The organism is Paenibacillus sp. P13VS (assembly GCF_015143645.1).
Taxonomy (GTDB): Bacteria; Bacillota; Bacilli; order Paenibacillales; family Paenibacillaceae; genus Paenibacillus; species Paenibacillus xylanilyticus_A.
In genome coordinates this window covers 13,734-32,879 of record NZ_WYEV01000009.1, presented here as the reverse complement: position 1 = coordinate 32,879, position 19,146 = coordinate 13,734, and the positions used below count along the sequence as shown (strand labels likewise).

Annotated in this window: 22 protein-coding genes; 16 read left to right on the top strand and 6 right to left on the bottom strand. The window is 47.9% G+C overall.

Annotated elements, in window-relative coordinates; translation table 11 throughout:
- Positions 1–9: 9 nt before the first annotated feature.
- From GUA98_RS21640 to GUA98_RS21615, 6 genes are all read left to right on the top strand, one after another.
- On the top strand, positions 10–882 hold the full coding sequence (locus tag GUA98_RS21640) for a CheR family methyltransferase (RefSeq protein WP_127539871.1): 873 nt from the start codon (positions 10–12) through the stop codon (positions 880–882).
- A gap of 16 nt (positions 883–898) precedes the next feature.
- Positions 899–2,572, top strand: coding sequence for a response regulator (locus GUA98_RS21635; RefSeq protein ID WP_153979947.1), 1,674 nt, complete (start codon positions 899–901; stop codon positions 2,570–2,572).
- 86 nt (positions 2,573–2,658) lie between these two features.
- Positions 2,659–2,997 carry an STAS domain-containing protein gene (locus GUA98_RS21630; protein ID WP_095361785.1) on the top strand — a complete coding sequence of 113 codons (339 nt, stop codon included), beginning with the start codon at positions 2,659–2,661 and terminating at the stop codon, positions 2,995–2,997.
- Between the two features lie 18 nt (positions 2,998–3,015).
- Positions 3,016–3,468: an anti-sigma B factor RsbW gene (rsbW, locus tag GUA98_RS21625; protein WP_095361786.1), complete on the top strand. Its 453-nt coding sequence runs from the start codon at positions 3,016–3,018 to the stop codon at positions 3,466–3,468.
- A complete protein-coding gene (locus GUA98_RS21620; RefSeq protein WP_095292462.1) occupies positions 3,465–4,238 on the top strand; it encodes a sigma-70 family RNA polymerase sigma factor in 774 nt (257 codons plus the stop codon). The genes rsbW and GUA98_RS21620 overlap by 4 nt, the downstream gene beginning before the upstream one ends.
- Before the next feature lie 126 nt (positions 4,239–4,364).
- Complete coding sequence (locus tag GUA98_RS21615) at positions 4,365–5,393, top strand: magnesium transporter CorA family protein (RefSeq protein ID WP_321573903.1); 1,029 nt, start codon at positions 4,365–4,367, stop codon at positions 5,391–5,393.
- A gap of 11 nt (positions 5,394–5,404) precedes the next feature.
- Here GUA98_RS21615 and GUA98_RS21610 read toward each other — a convergent pair whose 3' ends face one another.
- The 4 genes from GUA98_RS21610 to GUA98_RS21595 form a co-directional block, all read right to left on the bottom strand.
- Entirely contained in the window at positions 5,405–5,770 is a 366-nt protein-coding gene (locus GUA98_RS21610) for a DUF5665 domain-containing protein (protein ID WP_193724348.1), read from the bottom strand.
- 78 nt (positions 5,771–5,848) lie between these two features.
- Positions 5,849–6,256 (bottom strand): YtxH domain-containing protein, encoded by a 408-nt coding sequence (locus GUA98_RS21605; RefSeq protein WP_193724347.1) that lies wholly within the window; start codon positions 6,254–6,256, stop codon positions 5,849–5,851.
- 63 nt (positions 6,257–6,319) lie between these two features.
- Complete coding sequence (locus GUA98_RS21600; protein ID WP_127539878.1) at positions 6,320–6,577, bottom strand: GlsB/YeaQ/YmgE family stress response membrane protein; 258 nt, start codon at positions 6,575–6,577, stop codon at positions 6,320–6,322.
- A gap of 128 nt (positions 6,578–6,705) precedes the next feature.
- The gene (locus GUA98_RS21595; RefSeq protein WP_153979944.1) at positions 6,706–7,401 is read right to left on the bottom strand and encodes a phosphatase PAP2 family protein; all 696 of its coding nucleotides are present in this window, start codon (positions 7,399–7,401) and stop codon (positions 6,706–6,708) included.
- A gap of 179 nt (positions 7,402–7,580) precedes the next feature.
- Here GUA98_RS21595 and GUA98_RS21590 point away from each other — a divergent pair, with 179 nt between their 5' ends.
- Both GUA98_RS21590 and GUA98_RS21585 read left to right on the top strand, forming a co-directional pair.
- The gene (locus GUA98_RS21590; RefSeq protein ID WP_153979943.1) at positions 7,581–8,600 is read left to right on the top strand and encodes an asparaginase; all 1,020 of its coding nucleotides are present in this window, start codon (positions 7,581–7,583) and stop codon (positions 8,598–8,600) included.
- A 142-nt stretch (positions 8,601–8,742) separates the two neighbouring features.
- Positions 8,743–9,468: a pirin family protein gene (locus GUA98_RS21585; protein ID WP_153979942.1), complete on the top strand. Its 726-nt coding sequence runs from the start codon at positions 8,743–8,745 to the stop codon at positions 9,466–9,468.
- A gap of 123 nt (positions 9,469–9,591) precedes the next feature.
- On the opposite strand, the gene GUA98_RS21580 is transcribed toward GUA98_RS21585, so the two are convergent.
- Positions 9,592–9,816 carry a DUF1128 domain-containing protein gene (locus tag GUA98_RS21580; protein ID WP_095292560.1) on the bottom strand — a complete coding sequence of 75 codons (225 nt, stop codon included), beginning with the start codon at positions 9,814–9,816 and terminating at the stop codon, positions 9,592–9,594.
- Positions 9,817–9,974: 158 nt separating this feature from the next.
- Here GUA98_RS21580 and yyaC point away from each other — a divergent pair, with 158 nt between their 5' ends.
- The 5 genes from yyaC (at position 9,975) to GUA98_RS21555 (ending at position 16,368) form a co-directional block, all read left to right on the top strand.
- Positions 9,975–10,517 carry a spore protease YyaC gene (yyaC, locus tag GUA98_RS21575; protein ID WP_227779948.1) on the top strand — a complete coding sequence of 181 codons (543 nt, stop codon included), beginning with the start codon at positions 9,975–9,977 and terminating at the stop codon, positions 10,515–10,517.
- A gap of 111 nt (positions 10,518–10,628) precedes the next feature.
- A complete protein-coding gene (locus tag GUA98_RS21570; protein ID WP_153979940.1) occupies positions 10,629–11,423 on the top strand; it encodes an alpha/beta fold hydrolase in 795 nt (264 codons plus the stop codon).
- A 208-nt stretch (positions 11,424–11,631) separates the two neighbouring features.
- Positions 11,632–12,321: a DUF6483 family protein gene (locus GUA98_RS21565; protein ID WP_153979939.1), complete on the top strand. Its 690-nt coding sequence runs from the start codon at positions 11,632–11,634 to the stop codon at positions 12,319–12,321.
- A gap of 110 nt (positions 12,322–12,431) precedes the next feature.
- Positions 12,432–13,706: a class I SAM-dependent methyltransferase gene (locus GUA98_RS21560; protein ID WP_227779946.1), complete on the top strand. Its 1,275-nt coding sequence runs from the start codon at positions 12,432–12,434 to the stop codon at positions 13,704–13,706.
- 259 nt (positions 13,707–13,965) lie between these two features.
- On the top strand, positions 13,966–16,368 hold the full coding sequence (locus GUA98_RS21555; RefSeq protein ID WP_193724346.1) for an O-antigen ligase family protein: 2,403 nt from the start codon (positions 13,966–13,968) through the stop codon (positions 16,366–16,368).
- A 111-nt stretch (positions 16,369–16,479) separates the two neighbouring features.
- Here the strand turns inward: GUA98_RS21555 and GUA98_RS21550 are convergent, their stop codons facing one another.
- On the bottom strand, positions 16,480–16,827 hold the full coding sequence (locus GUA98_RS21550; RefSeq protein WP_095292492.1) for a dehydrogenase: 348 nt from the start codon (positions 16,825–16,827) through the stop codon (positions 16,480–16,482).
- 161 nt (positions 16,828–16,988) lie between these two features.
- Here GUA98_RS21550 and GUA98_RS21545 point away from each other — a divergent pair, with 161 nt between their 5' ends.
- From GUA98_RS21545 to GUA98_RS21535, 3 genes are read left to right on the top strand one after another with little or no spacing between them, the layout of a single operon-like run.
- Positions 16,989–17,603 (top strand): DedA family protein, encoded by a 615-nt coding sequence (locus GUA98_RS21545; protein WP_153979936.1) that lies wholly within the window; start codon positions 16,989–16,991, stop codon positions 17,601–17,603.
- A gap of 2 nt (positions 17,604–17,605) precedes the next feature.
- On the top strand, positions 17,606–18,175 hold the full coding sequence (locus GUA98_RS21540) for a thioredoxin family protein (RefSeq protein WP_095361800.1): 570 nt from the start codon (positions 17,606–17,608) through the stop codon (positions 18,173–18,175).
- A 6-nt stretch (positions 18,176–18,181) separates the two neighbouring features.
- Positions 18,182–18,814, top strand: coding sequence for an MBL fold metallo-hydrolase (locus GUA98_RS21535; protein ID WP_193724345.1), 633 nt, complete (start codon positions 18,182–18,184; stop codon positions 18,812–18,814).
- The last annotated feature ends 332 nt before the right edge of the window (positions 18,815–19,146 follow it).

Below are 19,146 nucleotides of genomic sequence, written 5' to 3'. Positions count from 1 at the left end.
AGAGAATCTATGACACCGTGGGAACCTACCGAGGCTGATGAACAATCGGTCCGCATGCCGCAAGATGAAGAACGCGAATTGATTGAGATTGAGTTGTTATTGGAAGGTATGCACCGTCTATATGGATATGACTTTAGAAATTACGCATTGCCATCTTTGAGAAGAAGAATTTGGCACTACGCACATTCGGAAGGTCTTAAAACGATATCCGGACTTCAGGAAAAGGTTCTGCATGAACGTTCAGCATTCGAACGTTTTGTCCAGAATCTGTCCATTCCGGTGACCGAAATGTTTCGTGATCCTGCGCTCTTCCGGACATTCCGTGAAAAGATCATACCTGTGTTAAGGACATATCCTTATATTCGGATTTGGCACGCAGGCTGCTCCACGGGTGAAGAAGTGTATTCCATGGCGATTATGCTGCATGAGGAAGGTTTGTATGACAAGGCACGCATCTATGCCACTGATATGAATGATCGCTCACTGCAGCAGGCCAAGGAAGGCGTATACGGAATTGAAAAGATGAAATTATACACAACAAACTATTTGGAGGCAGGGGGTACGAGAGCCTTCTCCGAATACTATACAGCGAAGTATAACTCCGTTATGTTTCATCCTTATCTGCGAAAAAACATTATTTTTGCAGAGCATAATCTGGCAACAGACCGGTCATTTAACGAATTTAACGTTATCTTTTGCCGCAACGTCATGATTTATTTCAATGATGAATTAAGGAATCATGTGCATGGGCTATTTCATGAGAGCTTGAGCCATTTTGGCATTCTTGTTCTGGGATCCAAGGAATCGATCCATTTCACAGAATTCAGCGATGCTTACGAGCCGTTAGACCGGACGGAAAAAATATACCGGAAGATCAAATAGGGGGTTAGGGTTAGCCATGGGGCTCAATGAACCAATCCACATATTATTGGTAGATGACCGCCCCGAGAATCTGCTTGCTCTAGAAGCAGTTTTGGAATCGGAACAGTATAAACTCGTCAAGGCAACTTCTGGAGAAGAGGCACTTCGATGCTTGCTTAAAGACGAATTTGCGGTCATTGTGCTTGATGTGCAGATGCCTGGAATGGACGGAATTGAGACAGCGAAGTTAATTAAAGCACGTGACAAATCAAAGGACGTCCCCATTATCTTTATATCTGCCAACAGCAGGGAAGCAGAACATTTATTTGCCGGATATTCGGCAGGGGCCATCGATTACATGGTGAAGCCGTTTATCCCCCAGATTCTCAAATCCAAAATTGAGGGTTTTGTCGAGATGTTCATCACGAACAAACGGCTGAAAACCCAAACCATGCTGCTTCATCAGAAAACGCAGGAACTCGAGAAAATGAATCAGCAGCTGATTCAGGCAAAAGAGGAAGCGGAAATCGCGGCCAATGCCAAAACCGAATTTTTGGCGATGATGAGTCATGAGATCCGCACACCGATGAATGGTGTTATCGGGATGGTTGATTTGCTGATGGAGACGGAACTGAAGGATGAGCAGAAGGAATATATCGATATCGTGCGAAAGAGCGCGGATGCACTTGTCACGGTTATTAACGATATTCTTGATTTCACGAAGATGGAATCCGGGAAAATGGAGCTGGAGGAGCATCCGTTTGAACTCGTTACATGTATTAAAGAGGTATTGGGCCTGTTTGCTGTGGAAGCCGGTAAAAAGAATCTGGAGCTGGACTATTTCCTCGAGGATTCCGTTCCTGCCTTGGTGTACGGCGATATGGCTAGACTGCGTCAGGTCCTGATGAATCTGATTGCCAATGCCATCAAGTTTACGGACCAGGGTGGGGTCTACCTGATCGTATCTGTTAACGAAGAAAAAGACGGTAGAATGACCTTGGAATTTGCAGTAAAGGATACAGGTATAGGAATATCCTCAGACAAGGTGGATCGCCTGTTCCAGCCATTTTCTCAGTTGGATACATCGATGACACGCAAGTATGGTGGAACGGGCTTGGGGCTTGCCATTTGCCGGACGTTAGTGGAAATGATGGGTGGCAGCATCCATCTGGATACGAGCGAGAAGCGTGGGGCTACCTTTGTCTTCACCATTCAGGTACAGCGCTATGTAGAGACGGAACTGATCATCGGGAACGGAGAAGAACAACTGGAGAATGTGGAACGTTATGAAATGCAGCCTTCCGTATTGATTGTCGATGATCACCCCATTAACCAAAAGTTGATGGCGATTATGCTGAGCAAGCTGGGCTTCACATCCGATACCGCAGAAGATGGACAGAAGGCGCTGGATATGGTTCTAGAGAACCCAGGCTATGATTATATATTTATGGATTTGCAAATGCCGGTTATGGACGGATTGGAATGCACACGTAAAATTCGGGAAAGTCTTCCGAAGGAAAAGCAGCCTGTTGTACTGGCCATGACTGCTAATGTAATGGAGGGCATCCAGCAGCGCTGTCTTGCTGTCGGAATGGATGATTACATCAGTAAACCCGTTAAGATGGGCAGTGTGAAACAAAAATTGTCGCGATTTCAGGAAGACCGAAAGGGCTTCAAATCATCCTCCTCACCTATGAATCGAGCAAATTGAAATAATTGCTAATTATGATTTTGTTTCATCTGGGCACAAGTTGGGTTATTAGGTAAGGAAACCATTGATCAGGAGAGAGATGTCTAATGAATACAAATAAAAATGAAAAATTCAATGCAAAGACCGAAACACAGAACGGCGTGTGCACGGTATATCTTACTGGCGAACTGGATTTGTCGGTAGCTCCTGAATTTCGTTTGGTCATGGAGCCACTTGTGGACAACAAGGAGCAGGATTTAATTATTAACATGAAGGACCTGAAGTATATTGATAGCACAGGGATTGGAATCCTGCTATCTGTTCTGAAGGCACGACATGGAATGGAAGCACGCTTCGAAGTACAAGAAGTTCCTGCGCAGATTCAGAAGCTTTTTGATATGACGGGTATTGCCAAATTCTTTGTCTCACAGAAGAATTCCCAATAGGAAAGGATCGAAAAAGGAATGAATGCAGAAGTTCAAAGAGTCACCCTTAACTTACCGGCGACAGCTGATTATGTGGATATTGTTAGACTGAATCTTTATGGTGTAGCGTCCAAAATGGGATTTTCTTATGAGGACATTGAGGACATGAAAGTTGCTGTATCCGAAGCTTGTAACAACTCTGTATTGTATGCCTACTCACACGAAGGCGGTATGGTTGAGGTTGTTTTTGAAGTGGACAACGAAACATTGGCTATTACAGTCAAGGACGAGGGTGCAAGCTTCGAAAACGTCAACCCGGCAGTATCACGCGCAGGCCTTCATGACACTGAGCTGACAGATGCCCAAATCGGTGGACTTGGATTCTATCTGATGCAGGCCCTGATGGATGATGTCAGTGTTGAAAGTGAGACGGGCAAAGGTACGAAAGTCGTACTCGTAAAACGTCTTGCAAGAAGTGAGGAGAAAGTATGAACGAAAAAGTGACTCCCCCAGAGTCCATGTCTGAATCCGTAGGTTTGATCTGGGAATACCAGCAGACCAAGGATAACGAAATCGCAACAGTTCTTATCCGCAAATATGAACCGATGGTGAAGATGGCAGCAGGCAAGATTGCCCGGAATCGTCCGGATCTGTATGAAGATCTATATCAAACTGGCCAAATGGCTCTGATTCGCCTTCTACAGCAGTACGATATTAACCTAGGCATTCCGTTCGAACCTTATGCCATGAAAAGTATGATCGGTCATATGAAAAATTACCTCCGGGACAAATCCTGGTATATTCAGGTGCCTCGACGCATCAAGGAAAAAGGTGCATTAGTTCAGCATGCCATTGATGAATTGACGGTAAAGTTTGAACGCTCACCAAGTGTGGATGAGATTGCTGAATACCTTGACCTGACCCCAGAGGAAACCATCGAAGTATTAGCTGGTCGGGAATGTTACCACTACGTCTCACTGGATTCTCCACTATCTCAGGATGAAAGTGCAGCAACGCTTGGTGAACTCATCAGTGCAGACGTAAACGACTTTGATTCGGTGGAGAAACGGATGGACTTGCAGCAGGCATTGGGACAGTTGAAGGAACAGGAGCAGAAGGTGCTGATTTTGGCCTTCCAGGATGGTCAGTCTCAACGGGCAATAGCTCAAAAATTGGGTGTATCCCAGATGAGTGTGTCCCGAATTCAGAAGAGAGCTACTGAAAAACTGAAACAGATCATGTCAAATGCTTCAATGTTATGAGATGTAAATCCCTGATGTTGTTAAGTACGGCTTAAGAAGGACACGTGATTCCACTGGAATACATACGTGTCCTTTTTTGAAATTTGTTTTGGATGTGCTGTATATTATGAATCCAGGAGTGATGTTGTGACGGTGGATCGGGTCAAGCTTGCAGCCAGGCGTGACAAATTATCATTTTCGGAGCAGTGGGATTGGTGGGACTGGGTTGCACCAGAAGATGAGGAGATGGCCAAAGTAATAGAGGGTCTCACTGAAGAGTTTCCAGAGATGCAATACTTTCTTCGCAAGATCCCAGAGGTGCATTCCAATTACCTGTCTGTACGATATATGAACGGGACAGATCCGGTTATATTTGGTTCACTTCTATATGCAGTCAAAAATGAGAAAGAGAGTACACGCAAAGATAATCAGATGTTTTTTTATGTCGACCAAAAAAGTTTGGTAACGATCAATTTGGATGATAACACCAGAGGTATTATGAATACAGGAGAACGCTCGGCCATGCTGCACCAGTGTGACACTGCCCGTGATGGGATGTTTGTTCTGTTCCGGGCCATATTGCACTATTATCATGTGGGCATGGATCAGTTCGAGATGCATTTGCGTGAACTGGAACGGAAGATGGAATCGCGTAATGCTCGGACATTGATGGACCAAATTCTCGAAGCTCGGTTTGAGCTTTTGTATTGGAGCAACCTGTTTATCCCTTATTCTGAATTAATGGCTGCAGCGCGGGAGGCCTATCTGGATGATATTGAGGACAGTCGTTTCTTCAAGCAGCTGCAGCACCGGATTGAGCGGATGGAACGTCTCTTTCAGCACTATGAAAAAGAAATCGATACACTCATTTCTATAGATAATGCGACTTCCGGTGTGCGTGGTAACGAGATTATGAAGACACTAACCATCGTTACTTCAGTCTGTACGCCCGCAACGGCTGCCGGTGCAATCTGGGGGATGAACTTCGAGAACCTGCCTTTGATAGACAAGACATGGGGGGTTGTATTAGTCATCGGACTCATCCTCGCCAGCATGGCTAGCATGTATGTATGGATGATGATGAAAGGCTGGACCGGAGATTTGTTGAAGTTGAAGCCCACACAGCGACCGGCTGATGACCCCGGGAAACGGGGCAATTCCGTGCGGAAGGGATGATAGCTCTTCGCCTAGTTCTTATAATCGTCAATATATCCGAGCAGATCTGCAATGTATTGCCCCACAATCGGCATGTTTACAAATTGACTGAGTATAAGACCTAAAAGACCAAGGACAACAAAGGTTCCGAGGGTAAGTCCAAGTCCTCTCGCCATACCTGCAGTAAAATTGGTGATGATCCGTTTTTTGGGACTGGTGTAATTCTCGATAATATCCTTGATCTGTGCCTTTTCCAAACTGTCCGCAAGCTGATCCAGGCGTGTGTTCAGTTTTTTGACTTCATGGCGCAATTCAAAAGGATGCTCTGCCGTATCATACTGCTGCGATGGTTTGCTTCCAGTAACGGGGGTATTTCCGTTTAATGTGACTTTGCTCATGTGAGTCCTCCTCCTATTACAATGGATGAAAAATAGCCAGCTGAAACTCAGCTGGCTATTGACCATTCGCTCAAGCCATTACAGGCTGGTCGAATTCAGCTCTTTTCGTGCATCTTCCTTGGCTTCCTCAGAAGCGGAAGCAACCTCGCTAGTTGCTTTAGTTGCTTCGTCCGCTACATCCGCGGATGCTTTCCTTACCGATTCCATGACGTCGTTACGGCCTTGGTTCACCGTTTTTGCGATATCGGCAGTTTTCGTAGAAACAGTTTTAGCGAGTTCGGTAGCCTTGTCACTGACAACGGCAGCAACTTCTTTGGTGCGGTCGGTAACCAAACCAACCTTCTCGGTAAGGTCGCCGCGAAGTTCGCGTCCTGGTTTAGGGGCGAAGAGCAATGCTGCTGCTGCTCCCAGCAAGCCACCGATGAAAATGCCTTTTGCGAAAGTCGAACCGCTTTGTACAGGATATTGATCTTCTGCTTTATTCATGTCTAATCACTCCTTCTTTGAATTAAAAAACGTTTACGAAACAACGAACACCTTGTTGACCGATCAGGCAGCCTGTCTGAACAGCCTGGACACAAGCCCCAGCAAAAAGACAAAGAGTGCTGTACCGATAATGGCAGGGATCACTGCGAAATTACCGATAACGGGTCCCCAATTACCAAGCAGCAGTGCACCCAGCCAGGCTCCCACAAAACCGGCAACCATAGCTCCAATGATGCCTCCAGGCATATTGTGACCGGCAAGTGCATCTCCGATGAGGCCAATGATTACTGCCAAGATGATGCTGAGAATAATGCCCCACATAACAACCGCCTCCTTTACACTTGATGCAGGATGTTGTCTGTTCGCGTTTGCTTACTTCGTATATAAACGTCGTGCATCAAGCTGAAACAACTGAAGCAGATATGGGCATCCTGGAATTTGGAGGAAGTTCAGATCATTCGTTTGATTGCACCAATCATGCACACAAGCCAGGCCAGTCCGGCAACGAATCCGGCAAATACATCTGTAGGATAGTGCACGCCGAGCATAATTCGGCTAATTCCGATGAGACCGATAAACCCTACACCGCACAGAATAGGCAGCATAATGGAGGCAGACTGCGTTTGTCGTTCAATGGCCCAGATGACAAAAAACATGCCGTAAAATCCCATGGAAATCATGGCATGACCGCTGGGGAAACTATATCCATGAACCACCATTAAATGATCAAGTTCAGGCCGGCTTCGACGGAAAATTTCCTTCAATCCTATGTTAAGCAGCCACATGACTGCAAAGCTGCCCAGAACTACATAGCCATAGATGGAGTATCGTGAATTACGGTGTATAAAGAAGAGGGCCGCTGCACAGACTGCGGCTAATGCCGAGATCTTGAAAGAACCAATAGCAGTAATGAAGGTAATGACAGGCAGAAGGGCAAGGCGAGATTCAGAATGGAGATAAAACCAATGTTGAATTCGATCATCTAATTGAATAATAAAATGAGTCCCCAGCCAGGCACCTAATATGGCCAAAACAATGACTAGAGCAGAACTAAACAAAACGCCTAGCCCACTCCAGACAAATAGGGAGCGCCAAGGTAAACGCGGAGAATTTCTGAACAAAGAGGAATTGCTTTCACGCAGCATAAATGATATCTCCTTCAAGATAAGTTTGGTTAAACATTCCAGATTGCTATAGGCTTACCCGAAAATCATGTCGAAAAAACTGAAAAAACATTGCATTTGTACTATAATTTAAAGATATCCCATGCGGCGTATTGACGCAAAGCAGAGATGAGACTGGGAGCATAAAGGAGAGAACTCGCATGGAGAGTGCGTTGTTAGTTAAAGAATATCGTGCAGGCGTGATGGAATGCGCCCACTTTGGACACATAAGCATCACGAATGAAAACGGAGATGTTGTTTATTCGGCAGGAAATCCACATTTCAGAGCATTTACCCGCTCATCTGCCAAGCCTTTTCAGGCCATTCCAGGCATTCGTGCAGGCATTGCCGCACACTATGGGTTAACCTCCCAAGAAATTGCGATTATGGCATCTTCCCATCGTTCGGAGCCAGAGCATATTAAAGTGCTGGAGAAATTATCGGCCAAACTTGGATTGGGTGAAGAGTGCCTGATTTGCGCGGCAAGTTATCCATTGAATGATGATAGCCGAAATCAATGGCTGCGCAATCAAGGAGAGAAGCGAAGAATACTGCATAATTGTTCGGGGAAACACCTTGGCATTCTGGGTTACAGTCAGATGAAAAACTTCGATCTGGACAGTTACGCGGAGCGGGAGCATCCGGTGCAGCGTGAAATTCTGAAAACGATGGCTGACATGGCTGGAATTGAGCAGAAGGAAATTGAACTCGGGACGGATGGCTGCGGCTTTCCGGTATTTTCGTTGCCTTTATCGGCGTTGTCGAATGCATACCTGAAGCTGGCTTGCCCGGATTTAATTGAAGATGAACCGACACGCTCGGCAGTGGAAACCATTACGTCTGCCATGAATGATCAGCCTCTTATGGTTGGCGGAACCGGACGGGTGGATTCGGTGCTTCTGGAAGACAGCAATATTGTTGCTAAAGGCGGCTTCAAGGGTGTATTCGGTTTTGCACTGAAAAAGGAAAGGCTCGGGATCACCTTTAAAGTGCTCGACGGATCAGAAGATGAATGGGCATGGATTGCTAAATCAATCCTTGAGCAGATTGGATATTCCAATCGGACAACCATTGAACGACTGGCGCAAGTGTTCCCTCCTGAGATTCGCAATGATGCCGGAAATATGGTGGGACATGCCGATTGTGAATTCGTGCTTCACTCACCTGAAGAAAGCGTATAACCATAAGCTAGGGGCGTGATTAGAATCCCCGGACCCCGGGTAAAGATGAGATACCAACAGGTATTTATCTAAGCATTCATATACACGCAAGACCTGCTGTCAGATGTAGATAGCAGCTCTAAACCCTTGGAGGTGGATGAACATGATTAAAGTAGTGACATCGGAAGAAAGGCACACGTCGGATCGAGGTTGGATACACAGTGAGTTCAGCTTTTCTTTTGCAGATTATGACGATCCAAGCAATGCGCATTTTGGTTGCCTGCTGGCTCATAATGACAACACGCTGATGCCGCAGGAAGGCTTTAAACGACATCCACATCATGACCTGGAAATTGTAAGTTATGTAATATCCGGTAGGCTTAAGCATACAGACAGCATGGGAACGGAACAGATACTTGAGCCGGGAACGGTACAGGTGATGAGTGCAGGCACCGGTGTGGAACATTCGGAGACCAATCCGTCCGAGGATGAACCGGTACGTTTCCTGCAAATGTGGTTCCTGCCATCCCAGCGCATGCTGAAACCATCGTATACGAATCGGCAATTTGATCCGCAGGAGCAGCTGAATCGACTGTGCCCTGTTGTATCCGGACAGGGAGTGGAGGGAGCCGAAGGCGCACTTCCAATTGCACAGGATGTGACCTGTTACCTGACCCAACTGGAGTCCGGTAAAAAAATCATGTATCCACAGCATGAAGACAGACGTACACATCTTTTTCTAATCAGTGGTCATGTGGATATCACCTGTGCGGATGGGAATTTCAATCTGAAGCCAGGGGATGCGGCCCGTATTCGGAAAAGCTGCGATCTGCAGATTACGAGTACAGGCAGCGAAGTAGCGGAATTCGTACTGGTAGACTTGCCTTAACTTGCTTAAATGACAAGTCATGCTAAGTAAATGAGGGTATCAACGTAACACAAATAAAAAGGACCTGTGCTCCATGTGGTGGAGGCAGGCCCTTTTTATTTGTGCGAATGAAGATGGGTGCTTTTAAGCTTTACGCAGGTTCCCCAGTTCGGAAGCAACAGCTTCCACTTCGGAAATACTGAGATGCTCCTTGCTCATCACCATCTCATACAGATCATGCAGATCCTCGTATTTGTCGAGGGGGAATGCCGAAGCCTGCATAGCCGCACCGCTGGCCATACGCAGCTTGGTTTTGATCGCTTCAATCATATATTCCATGTTGGCCGCGTTCGGTTGTGTCAAATCCATCGTTATGTCCATCCCTTCCGTATCGGAAACTGTTGTCATTGTATCATGATTGGACAGGCACAGGCTAATGTTTTGCGGGAATCCCCCTGTATCGGATAAAATGTAAAAAAACAATATTCATTCACATCGCTTCTGTGCGTGTAAAGGAGGGAGAAAGATTGGCAGCATATAAGCGTGAGATGGTGCGCCACCAGAGTCGGGAAACTCCAAAAGGTGTGCCTGGAGAAGACCTGGTTTTATTTTTCAAACACATTTATGAGCAGCATTCACCTGATGAAATAACATTTGTTTGCATTGGAACGGATCGTTCATCGGGAGATGCACTCGGGCCTTTGACAGGAAGTCTGCTGGAGGAGCACGGAGTGGGTCATGTGGTAGGAACGCTGGCTGCACCTTGCGATGCAGATACACTGGAGAAACGGATGTCTCAGATCCCGGCACATCATGCCATTGTTGCGATTGATGCCTGTCTGGGTCCAAAGCATGCCACAGGTACATATTATCTTTCGCATCATGCGTTGAATCCGGCACAGTCCGTAGGGGGAAAGCTGCAGCCTGTTGGACATTATAGTGTGGCAGCTGTAGTAAACGTCAATGGTCCCAGGCCCTATTCCATCCTGCAGATGACTTCGCTTCACCTCGTCATGAACATGTCCCGAACGATCGCTGACGCAGCGTTTGCGGCGAGGAAAATGAGATAAACGTTTCATTCATGAGATGAAAGCTTAATAATATACAACTTGAATGACAAGAAGTTGGTTATATACAATGAAATATAATCAATTCAATTCGCGCAGAGAGAGGGATTCATTATGGAAAAAGTGATATGTGATGGAACGACGATATGTTACGCCGAACAAGGCAAGGGAGAAGCACTTATTTTGCTTCACGGCTACTGCGGCAGTTCATCCTATTGGGATGAAGTTGTGCCGGAGCTTGCACGTCATTATCGCTGCATCGTACCCGATCTGCGTGGACACGGTAAGACGGACGCTCCTATGGGAACATACACTATAGATCAAATGGGCAATGATGTACTGCAATTAATGGATGAGCTGAAGGTAGACAAGGCTGTGCTGCTTGGACACTCCATGGGAGGATATATCGCCCTTTCCATCGCTCAGCGTCATCCGGAACGACTAAAAGCCTTTGGTTTGATCCATTCTACCGCCTATCCGGATAGCGAAGAGGGCAAGGAAAAGCGTCTTCGTGCAGTATCGGCTATTCAGACGGATGGTATTGTAAGCTTTGTGGATGGATTGGTTCCAGGATTGTTTGCTCCTGAACATGTAGAGCAGTTATCTGCAAAAGTATCACGTGTCAAGGAAATCGGGTACCAGACCGCACCTCAAGGTGCAGCTGGAGCCGCACTGGCTATGCGGGAACGTCCGGATCGCCGTGATGTTTTATCGGCTACACCATTACCGGTTTTGCTGGTCGCAGGTGAAAAAGACCCTGTGATCCCGCCGGAACGCACATTTACGAGCGATAAACCGCATATTGTACAAGCGGTTATTGCCGGGGCGGGTCACATGAGTATGTATGAAGCACCCGAACAATTGATTCAGATCATTACTCAATTCATGAACGGTTTACCGAAGGCGTAAATCTCGAAATTCATTATTTTCAGCAAAGTCCATCATTCAGCATATATCGTTAGCCTAGGAAACCCCCGAGACGTCTCTACAAGACGACGGGGTTTTTTTGGCATCCTGGAATTCAAGAGGAGGTCCTTTTTTGGCTTTTTGTTAGGGCATGAATTAAACTAGCAATAATGGATGATGATCCGAATGAGCGAATGAGGGGGCATATTGGATGTTCAGAAAAGACTATCTGCTCCGCATGATGGAGGAAATGACCGAGGCGATTGGCAAAGCATTTACACTCAGACAACAGCGGAAACATACGGAGGCACTTTCGGAATTGGACGAGCTGCTTCGCAGGCAGTTTGGCATGAATTTGTCTTTGCTGAATTCTCTCCCTGCAGAGGATGTCATTGAAATGTTTCGTTTTCGCGGAGTCATTGAAGTGGACAATCTGCAGCAAGCCGCGCGTCTGATCGAAGAGGAAGCTTATATTTATGGAGAGAAGGCCAGAGTGGAAGGCATTGATGACCAGGAGAAGCAGGATTCAGAGGATGAAGGACTCATCCGGTTAATGAAATCATTACACTTTTATCTGTATGCCCTGAATCATGGTGCCAACCCGAAGCTGCTGGATGCACCGGAACGCGTGCAATCCATATTGGAACAAACGAAAGAATATGAACTTCCTGCCCGTACGGAGAAACAGCTTGCACTGTATCAAGAACAGCATGGGCGATATGATCTGGCCGAGAACAGCTGGTACCGCGTTCTGCGGGTAGGCGAGGGGCAGCTCGTGAATTATCGCGAAGATGTGAAGGCCTTTTACGAACGATTGAGCAAGCTTGAAGATGGGCAACTGGAACAGGGCGGCCTGCCACGTCAGGAAGTGGAGGAAGGTCTGGCTGAACTCATCCGCTAAGCGGAGAACCAAACAGGACATAAATGAATAAGGCTTGTTAGGTGTCTTCACTTGGAGCGGCACCGGAATTGTGGTATGGTTACGGTTGACCAAACCAAATCGAAAGTGAGATGTACCCCGTGGATTCATTGCGAAAGCTTATACAAGACATCTTTGAGCAGAATTCGCTGATTACAGCGACCTGGAGCCAGCTGCGCAGACGGGACAATGTCTCGTATACCAAAGTGCAAGTCAAGCCGGTAACGCTGAAGAATCAGCTGCATTATCAATTCGCATTTCATTATAACAATAAAGTGCTGCACGAGAATTTGACTCCGGCTGAAGCGATAGAACGCATGACTGTGCTGTGCGAAGAGACGTTTCGTCAAGGGCTCCTCTGTACGACAGAGGCAGATTATCAAATTTTGATCAGCAAAAAATATAAAGTATCCATTCTGACCAAATCTCCATCCAAGACGTCAGTGGATCTCTCGCATAACCGTAAGAAGCAATATGTGCTGGAAGAGGGAGTCCCTGTCTCGTTCCTGGTTGAGCTGGGCATTATGAATGAAGAAGGCCGGGTATTGGCCCGCAAGTACGATAAATTCAGACAGATCAATCGTTTTCTTGAAATGGTACAGGATGTCATTCCGTATCTGCCTGAGGGACGTCCGCTTACCATCGTTGATTTTGGCTGCGGGAAGTCCTATCTGACCTTTGCCCTCTATCACTACTTGTCGGTACAACAGCGCAGATCACTGAAGATCATCGGTCTTGACCTGAAAGCGGATGTCATTGAACATTGCAACGCTCTTGCACAAAGGCTGCACTATGGTGATCTGAAGTTCCTGGTTGGTGATATTGCTGACTACGACGAACTGAATGAAGTGGATATGGTCGTGACACTGCATGCCTGTGATACGGCTACCGATGCGGCATTGGAGAAAGCTGTCCGCTGGGGCGCTTCAGTCATACTGTCCGTACCGTGCTGTCAGCATGAGCTGTTTGACCAGATTGAATCTCCGGTAATGAATCCGCTATTGTCCCATGGAATTCTGAAGGAACGCTTCTCCGCCCTGGCAACAGATGCCATTCGTGCGAAGCTTCTGGATCTGATGGGTTACAAAACACAGCTGCTGGAATTCATTGATATGGAGCATACACCCAAAAATATTCTGATTCGTGCTGTGCGTGGACAGGCGGGTCAAACGGCTGATATGTGGAAGGAATACACGGAGTTCCGTGATTTCATACATGCAGATCCCTACTTGGAACGGGCTTGTGCAGACCTGCTGCCAGGTGGTGCCAATCCGATTGAAGCAGCAGAGGGCGATGTAACGGAACTTAATTCAGATCGTTCAAACGGGAAATCGACAGCCAGCCTAGATTCTTGTGACCACTGCTAATGTCGCAAAGCGCTAACCCTAGCTCGCGGATGGTCTGCCATGTCCAGGAATGGACATACTGGTAGGAGGGTCCCGTTATGGAAACGAATAAACGATTGTGCTTAGATGAATGAAAAGGATGACGGCGAGACATAAGACAGGAGACCCTATGAGGGTCTTCTGTCTTTTTTTGTATGTCATGCGTGCTACGTGCGAATGAAATGCAGCATGAGATTTGCAGTGTTTGTTCGATCAAAGAAGATGGGAAGGAGGTAGGCAGTTGCAGCAGCAGCGAAACGGTGATCACATGATTGAGCATCAGCAGGGTAAGAATCCAGCGGAAATAAATATGAATGTATGTGGCGCTGTGCCGATATCCGGTACGGATGCAGGAGATCTGAACTTGAGTTGTGAGTTTAAACAAGCAAAGAAAAAGACGTTTGGCTTGGATACATCGGTAGTAACGATGATATTGGGCGTGATCGGTACGATTATGTTGTTGGCTGCATGTCTGGGTCGGGGGCTATATTTTCCTTCCGATGTATACAGGATTATTTTGCTCTCTTCGGGGAGCCTTCTCATGGGAGTGATCATGCTTCTTCTGTTATATATACTGCGGAGTAAGAAAAATAACGCACTGAAAAATGGCTTAAGTTACGATATTTACAGTAATGAAGAAATGAAAATAGGATATTGGCATATGAATCTTAATGGCTGGATCATCTGGCCCATCCTCATGATGGTTTGTTATGGCCTGCATGCCTGGTTGGGTTCTGTAAGCACACAGGGCAGCATGGATGAAATGCAACGGTGGAGTTTGCTGGCTATCTTTGCCCTGCTCGCAGGGATGCTGGCTTCGTGTGCACACGGCGTGCGATGGTTCGCTGCCGGATGGCAGGCTGCAGGCAGCCTGCTTGTGTTCAGCGGCCTGCTTGCGGTGTGCGGCGTACTGCCGCTGCCTTACGCGGTCATGCGCACCGCTGACCCCGAGATCAGCTCCGCCGGTGCGAGGCTCGGCGGACTGCTGCAGTACCCCAATGCGTACGGCGCCGTTGTCGGCATGTACGCATTGGAGCGGCTGGCTGCAGTCGCGCGTGCCATGGCCCGTCCCGTGACGGCCTGGCGCCTTATCGCGGCAGCGCTGCCGCTTATGCCCGCGCAAGCCGCGCTCCTGCTGAGCGAGTCGCGCGGCGCCTGGCTGGCGACAGGCATCGCCGCCGCCAGCGCCTTCGCTTGGCAGCGGCGCGGAGACCGCCTGCCGCTGCTGCTGGCCATGGCCGCGCCCCTGGCGAGCGCGGCCTGGCTGTACCGCCAGCTGGCTGCTGCCCAGCTGGCGCCTGCACCCGTGCCCGGCCTGCTGGCCCTGGCCGGGGCATGGGCAGCTGCGCTGCTCGGCACGCTGCTGCTGTGCCGCCTGTGGCACAGCGGCGCCAGGGCACGCGCCGCTGCCTTGACGGCCATGGCACTGGCGGTTACCACCGCCGCCATGCTGGCCGTGGCCTCCACCGCCGAACGACTCGCGGCAGGTGTCGGCACAGGGCTGTCCCGCCTCCGGATGTGGCGGGACGCCCTGGAGATCTGGTCCGGGGCCGCATGGCTTGGCCACGGAGGAGATACATGGCGCAGCATGTTCCGCGCCATTCAATCCTCGCCTTATGTCGGAGGCGAGGTCCACAACGGCCTGATCGATATTGCCCTTGATACGGGCCTGATCGGCCTAATCATGATCGGCGCCTGGTTTGCTTTTACCATTCGGAATACCGTGAAATACGCAGCAGGCTTAATGCCCTCCGTGCTTGTTTTTGTTTTGCATGGGGCCATGGATTTTGACTGGAGCTTCACATTGGTATGGATGCTCTTTATCTGGCTGGGAGCATGGTCATACGCATATACTAATGAACAGCGTACAGCCGCAGCGGACGAGCATGCCGTAATCCAGGCAAGACAGGGACCAGCAGTTATTACGAACGAACGCACAGTACAACCATCGCTTCTGTCCAACGAGTTTTCATATCAGGCGATCCGAACAATGCGGACCATACCATGGTTGACTTCCCTGGCCATCCTGATTTGGTTTGGGGGGACTGTCTGGCTTGCGGGGCGTAATGTCTTGGCGGAAGTAGAGTATCGTTTGGCTGGATCTGCACCACAAGAAATGATTCAGCATAAGGCAGAATTAGAAGCTGCATTTCACGCAAATCCATACCGACCGGAGATCGCCATCTCTCTTTCCCGTACCCTTTCAGCCCATGATGCAGAGAAACTGCTGCTGAGCAGCTTGTCCCACTCCCCGGCAGAGCCGCGGCTCTACCAGGAGCTGGGGAAACGAGCAGCCCAAGCAGGACAGGGAGCACAGGCTGGCAAGTACTTTGAACAAGCAATTGCATTGAATCGATATGATACCCATATTCAGTCCGCAGCGTTGTACTGGATGATTCATGCCTCCCGTCAGGAATGGGCTGCCGGTTACACGGACCGAGCCAGGCAGACTGCCGCAGCAGGTGTGCGAATGTATGAGCTTTACGAACAGTTGAGTGCGACAGTGGCTGCAGGAAAGGCACGTAATGATCGCCAGTTTATCTTAGATGACGATGCTGCCGTTTACATCACTCATTTACGTATTCTTGCATCGGCTGCCGTTCCTCAGGAATGGACCAGACAGACTTACAAACCACCTGGGTAACACCTGCGTATGCTTCTCTTAAACATGAATTAGGGCAGATCTGCTCAAGGAACGTTTCCTTGTTTCTGTGCGTGCTTCTACCTGTAATAAATGCTCTGAATCCTCTGTGTTCTACAGACGATATCCGCCGAACGCCTGCTGGAATGCAGCCTGAAGCGGTTCAATGTCCACATTCCATAGAGAAGCTATATCTGCACTTACGTCATTGTTCCACCACTCGCATAATTTCTTTCGATTGTCCCGGTTTTCACCGATCCAGAGCAAATTGGCAATCACCTTTCCATAATAGAGTTCTTCCGCCTGTTTCATCTGATCGGGAGAAATGTAGACTTTCAGCCGTTTCGCTGTCCGGTACAGCTCCTTGCTGCAAGCTCTGCGGATCCCTCTCGCGGAAGGTAACTTCTGGCTAGGATTGCTATGTTTGACCGGGGGAGTGCCGGGTGTTGATTTGGGTGACATCTTCTCACGCTCCTCTCCCGATACCATATGCGAAGGATGACTTGCAGGACACTAACCCGGGTCGATGAAGTAGCAACAAACTGCAGCCCTGTGCTAAAATAGGGACGAACATCCATGGTGCTGCGGAGCACCGCCAATCAGGATGAAGAAAGAGGGTCGAGATGGACGTTATTCATAACATTGTCGGTCAATTGTTCGAATGGATTCAGAGCCTTGGATACTTTGGAATTATGCTGGGATTAATGCTCGAAGTCATCCCCAGTGAAATTGTACTGGCATATGGAGGGTTTCTCGTTTCACAGGGCAATATCAATTTCTTAGGTGCAATGATATTCGGTACCGTGGGCGGTGTAGTAGCTCAGCTCTTTATTTACTGGATTGGCCGTTATGGCGGCAGACCTGTGCTGGAACGTTACGGAAAATACATACTGATCCAGAAAAAACACATCGACCATTCCGAGGAATGGTTTCGCAAGTATGGAACGGGTGTCATTTTCACGGCGCGTTTTGTCCCGGTTGTGCGTCATGCCATCTCGATACCTGCAGGCATATCTAAAATGCATACAGGCAGGTTCATACTGCTGACAACACTTGCTGTTATACCTTGGACTGCATTGTTTATATATTTAGGGATGGTACTCGGAGATCAATGGGAACATATTAACGAAAAAGCAGCACCTTACATTATGCCGATTCTGCTCGTTGCACTCGCACTTATGATTATTTATGTACTTATTAAATGGATGAATGTTCGAAAAAAGAGAGGAAGTGTTTAGTGATGGGTAAACCAAACTTGTCTCACAAATTCGGTAAAGGTCTGCCGCCGAAGGACTTCATTGAGAGCATGACCAAGAACCAAAGCGAATTTCAAAAGAACTATGACAGCTTCTCCTGGCCAAGCGAAGAGGATCGTGAGTTTTTCGAGAGCTTGAACCACCGCGATGATCTGCGCGTTTTGATTTTGGCTGCTGACTGGTGTGGGGATGTTGTTCGCAACATACCTGTGGTGTTTCAGGCGCTGGAGATCTCGGGTATTCCAACCGAAGTTTTGATTATGGAAAATCATCCTGAAGTGATGGATGAATTCCTTACGATGGGCGGCCGTTCCGTACCTATCGTTATTTTTGCCGATACAGGCGGACATGTGCTGGGTCAATGGGGACCACGCCCTCAGCATGTACAGGAAGTGATGGTTGAATTTAAACGCGAGAACCCGGATCGTGATGCAGCTGATTATCAGGAGAAGATGGCTGTCGTACGTCAGGAGATCGGTAAACGCTATGGGGAAGGAACGGAGTCGCATGCAGTCATTATTCGTGAGCTGCGTGAACTGATTTCGGGTTACTAATCCAAGATGCTGAACATTCGTACATTTACACTCGGTCCGCTCCAGACGAATGCATATCTGCTGCAAGGGGAAGATCCGGGGAAAGCTGTTATCATTGATCCGGGCATGAACCCGGGCCCGCTGCTCAAAGCCATTCAAGACTTGGAGATTGAAGCGATTTTGCTGACACATGCGCATTTTGATCATATGGGCGGTGTGGACGAAATTCGCAAATTGAAGGGCTGTCCAGTCTATTTGCATGATTTGGAGAGTGACTGGCTCACCTCTCCGAAACTGAATGGATCGTTGAACTGGCCGCAGGCTTCACCGCCTCTTTCGACTGATCCTGCAGAATATGCGATGGATGAAGGACAGACCCTCGAGTTTGTTGGGCATACATTTAAGGTATATCATACACCTGGACATTCCCCAGGCAGCGTAAGCCTGCTGTGCGGTAATGATTTGTTTGCAGGAGACGTTCTGTTCCGCATGGGCGTAGGGAGAACAGATCTGACGGGTGGACGGGGACGAGACTTGATCGATTCGATTCAAAACAAGCTGTATACCTTTGCTGATGAAGTGAAGGTATACCCCGGTCATGGCCCTAAAACAACCATCGGTTATGAGAAGCAGAATAATCCTTACGTTTCCGCAAGATAATCGACATTTAAGTGAAGAAAGTCTGGACAAGTGACAATTTTTTCATTAGAATAGCAATTAGTTGTTACAAGCGTTAAGGCATCATCTAACTAAAGCTTTAAATAGCAGTACCCTAACTTGCGAAGCACGCAGACTGTGGTCTATACCCGGTTTGCGTTCTTTTTTTGTTTTCAGCAATATTGGCAAGGGAAGAGTCATCGAGATACAACTTACATAAGGAAAGTATTGTAATGCAGACAGCTTAGAATCTGAATAGCAAGTACATGGAACGGAACCCTAGAACGTAGTATTTAATTGGTGAAGCATGAGGAACAAGAGAGCGGGGAGAAGAA

Coding starts and splice junctions, on each gene's coding strand:
- rsbW (WP_095361786.1), top strand. CDS start 3,016: ATGAATGCAGAAGTTCAAAGAGTCACCCTTAACTTACCGGCGACAGCT.
- GUA98_RS21560 (WP_227779946.1), top strand. CDS start 12,432: ATGTACCCCGTGGATTCATTGCGAAAGCTTATACAAGACATCTTTGAG.
- GUA98_RS21630 (WP_095361785.1), top strand. CDS start 2,659: ATGAATACAAATAAAAATGAAAAATTCAATGCAAAGACCGAAACACAG.
- GUA98_RS21600 (WP_127539878.1), bottom strand. CDS start 6,577: ATGTGGGGCATTATTCTCAGCATCATCTTGGCAGTAATCATTGGCCTC.
- GUA98_RS21550 (WP_095292492.1), bottom strand. CDS start 16,827: ATGTCACCCAAATCAACACCCGGCACTCCCCCGGTCAAACATAGCAAT.
- GUA98_RS21635 (WP_153979947.1), top strand. CDS start 899: ATGGGGCTCAATGAACCAATCCACATATTATTGGTAGATGACCGCCCC.
- GUA98_RS21570 (WP_153979940.1), top strand. CDS start 10,629: ATGGAAAAAGTGATATGTGATGGAACGACGATATGTTACGCCGAACAA.
- GUA98_RS21545 (WP_153979936.1), top strand. CDS start 16,989: ATGGACGTTATTCATAACATTGTCGGTCAATTGTTCGAATGGATTCAG.
- GUA98_RS21610 (WP_193724348.1), bottom strand. CDS start 5,770: ATGAGCAAAGTCACATTAAACGGAAATACCCCCGTTACTGGAAGCAAA.
- GUA98_RS21595 (WP_153979944.1), bottom strand. CDS start 7,401: ATGCTGCGTGAAAGCAATTCCTCTTTGTTCAGAAATTCTCCGCGTTTA.
- GUA98_RS21540 (WP_095361800.1), top strand. CDS start 17,606: ATGGGTAAACCAAACTTGTCTCACAAATTCGGTAAAGGTCTGCCGCCG.
- GUA98_RS21640 (WP_127539871.1), top strand. CDS start 10: ATGACACCGTGGGAACCTACCGAGGCTGATGAACAATCGGTCCGCATG.
- GUA98_RS21590 (WP_153979943.1), top strand. CDS start 7,581: ATGGAGAGTGCGTTGTTAGTTAAAGAATATCGTGCAGGCGTGATGGAA.
- GUA98_RS21620 (WP_095292462.1), top strand. CDS start 3,465: ATGAACGAAAAAGTGACTCCCCCAGAGTCCATGTCTGAATCCGTAGGT.
- GUA98_RS21565 (WP_153979939.1), top strand. CDS start 11,632: ATGTTCAGAAAAGACTATCTGCTCCGCATGATGGAGGAAATGACCGAG.
- GUA98_RS21535 (WP_193724345.1), top strand. CDS start 18,182: ATGCTGAACATTCGTACATTTACACTCGGTCCGCTCCAGACGAATGCA.
- GUA98_RS21605 (WP_193724347.1), bottom strand. CDS start 6,256: ATGAATAAAGCAGAAGATCAATATCCTGTACAAAGCGGTTCGACTTTC.
- GUA98_RS21585 (WP_153979942.1), top strand. CDS start 8,743: ATGATTAAAGTAGTGACATCGGAAGAAAGGCACACGTCGGATCGAGGT.
- GUA98_RS21580 (WP_095292560.1), bottom strand. CDS start 9,816: ATGGATTTGACACAACCGAACGCGGCCAACATGGAATATATGATTGAA.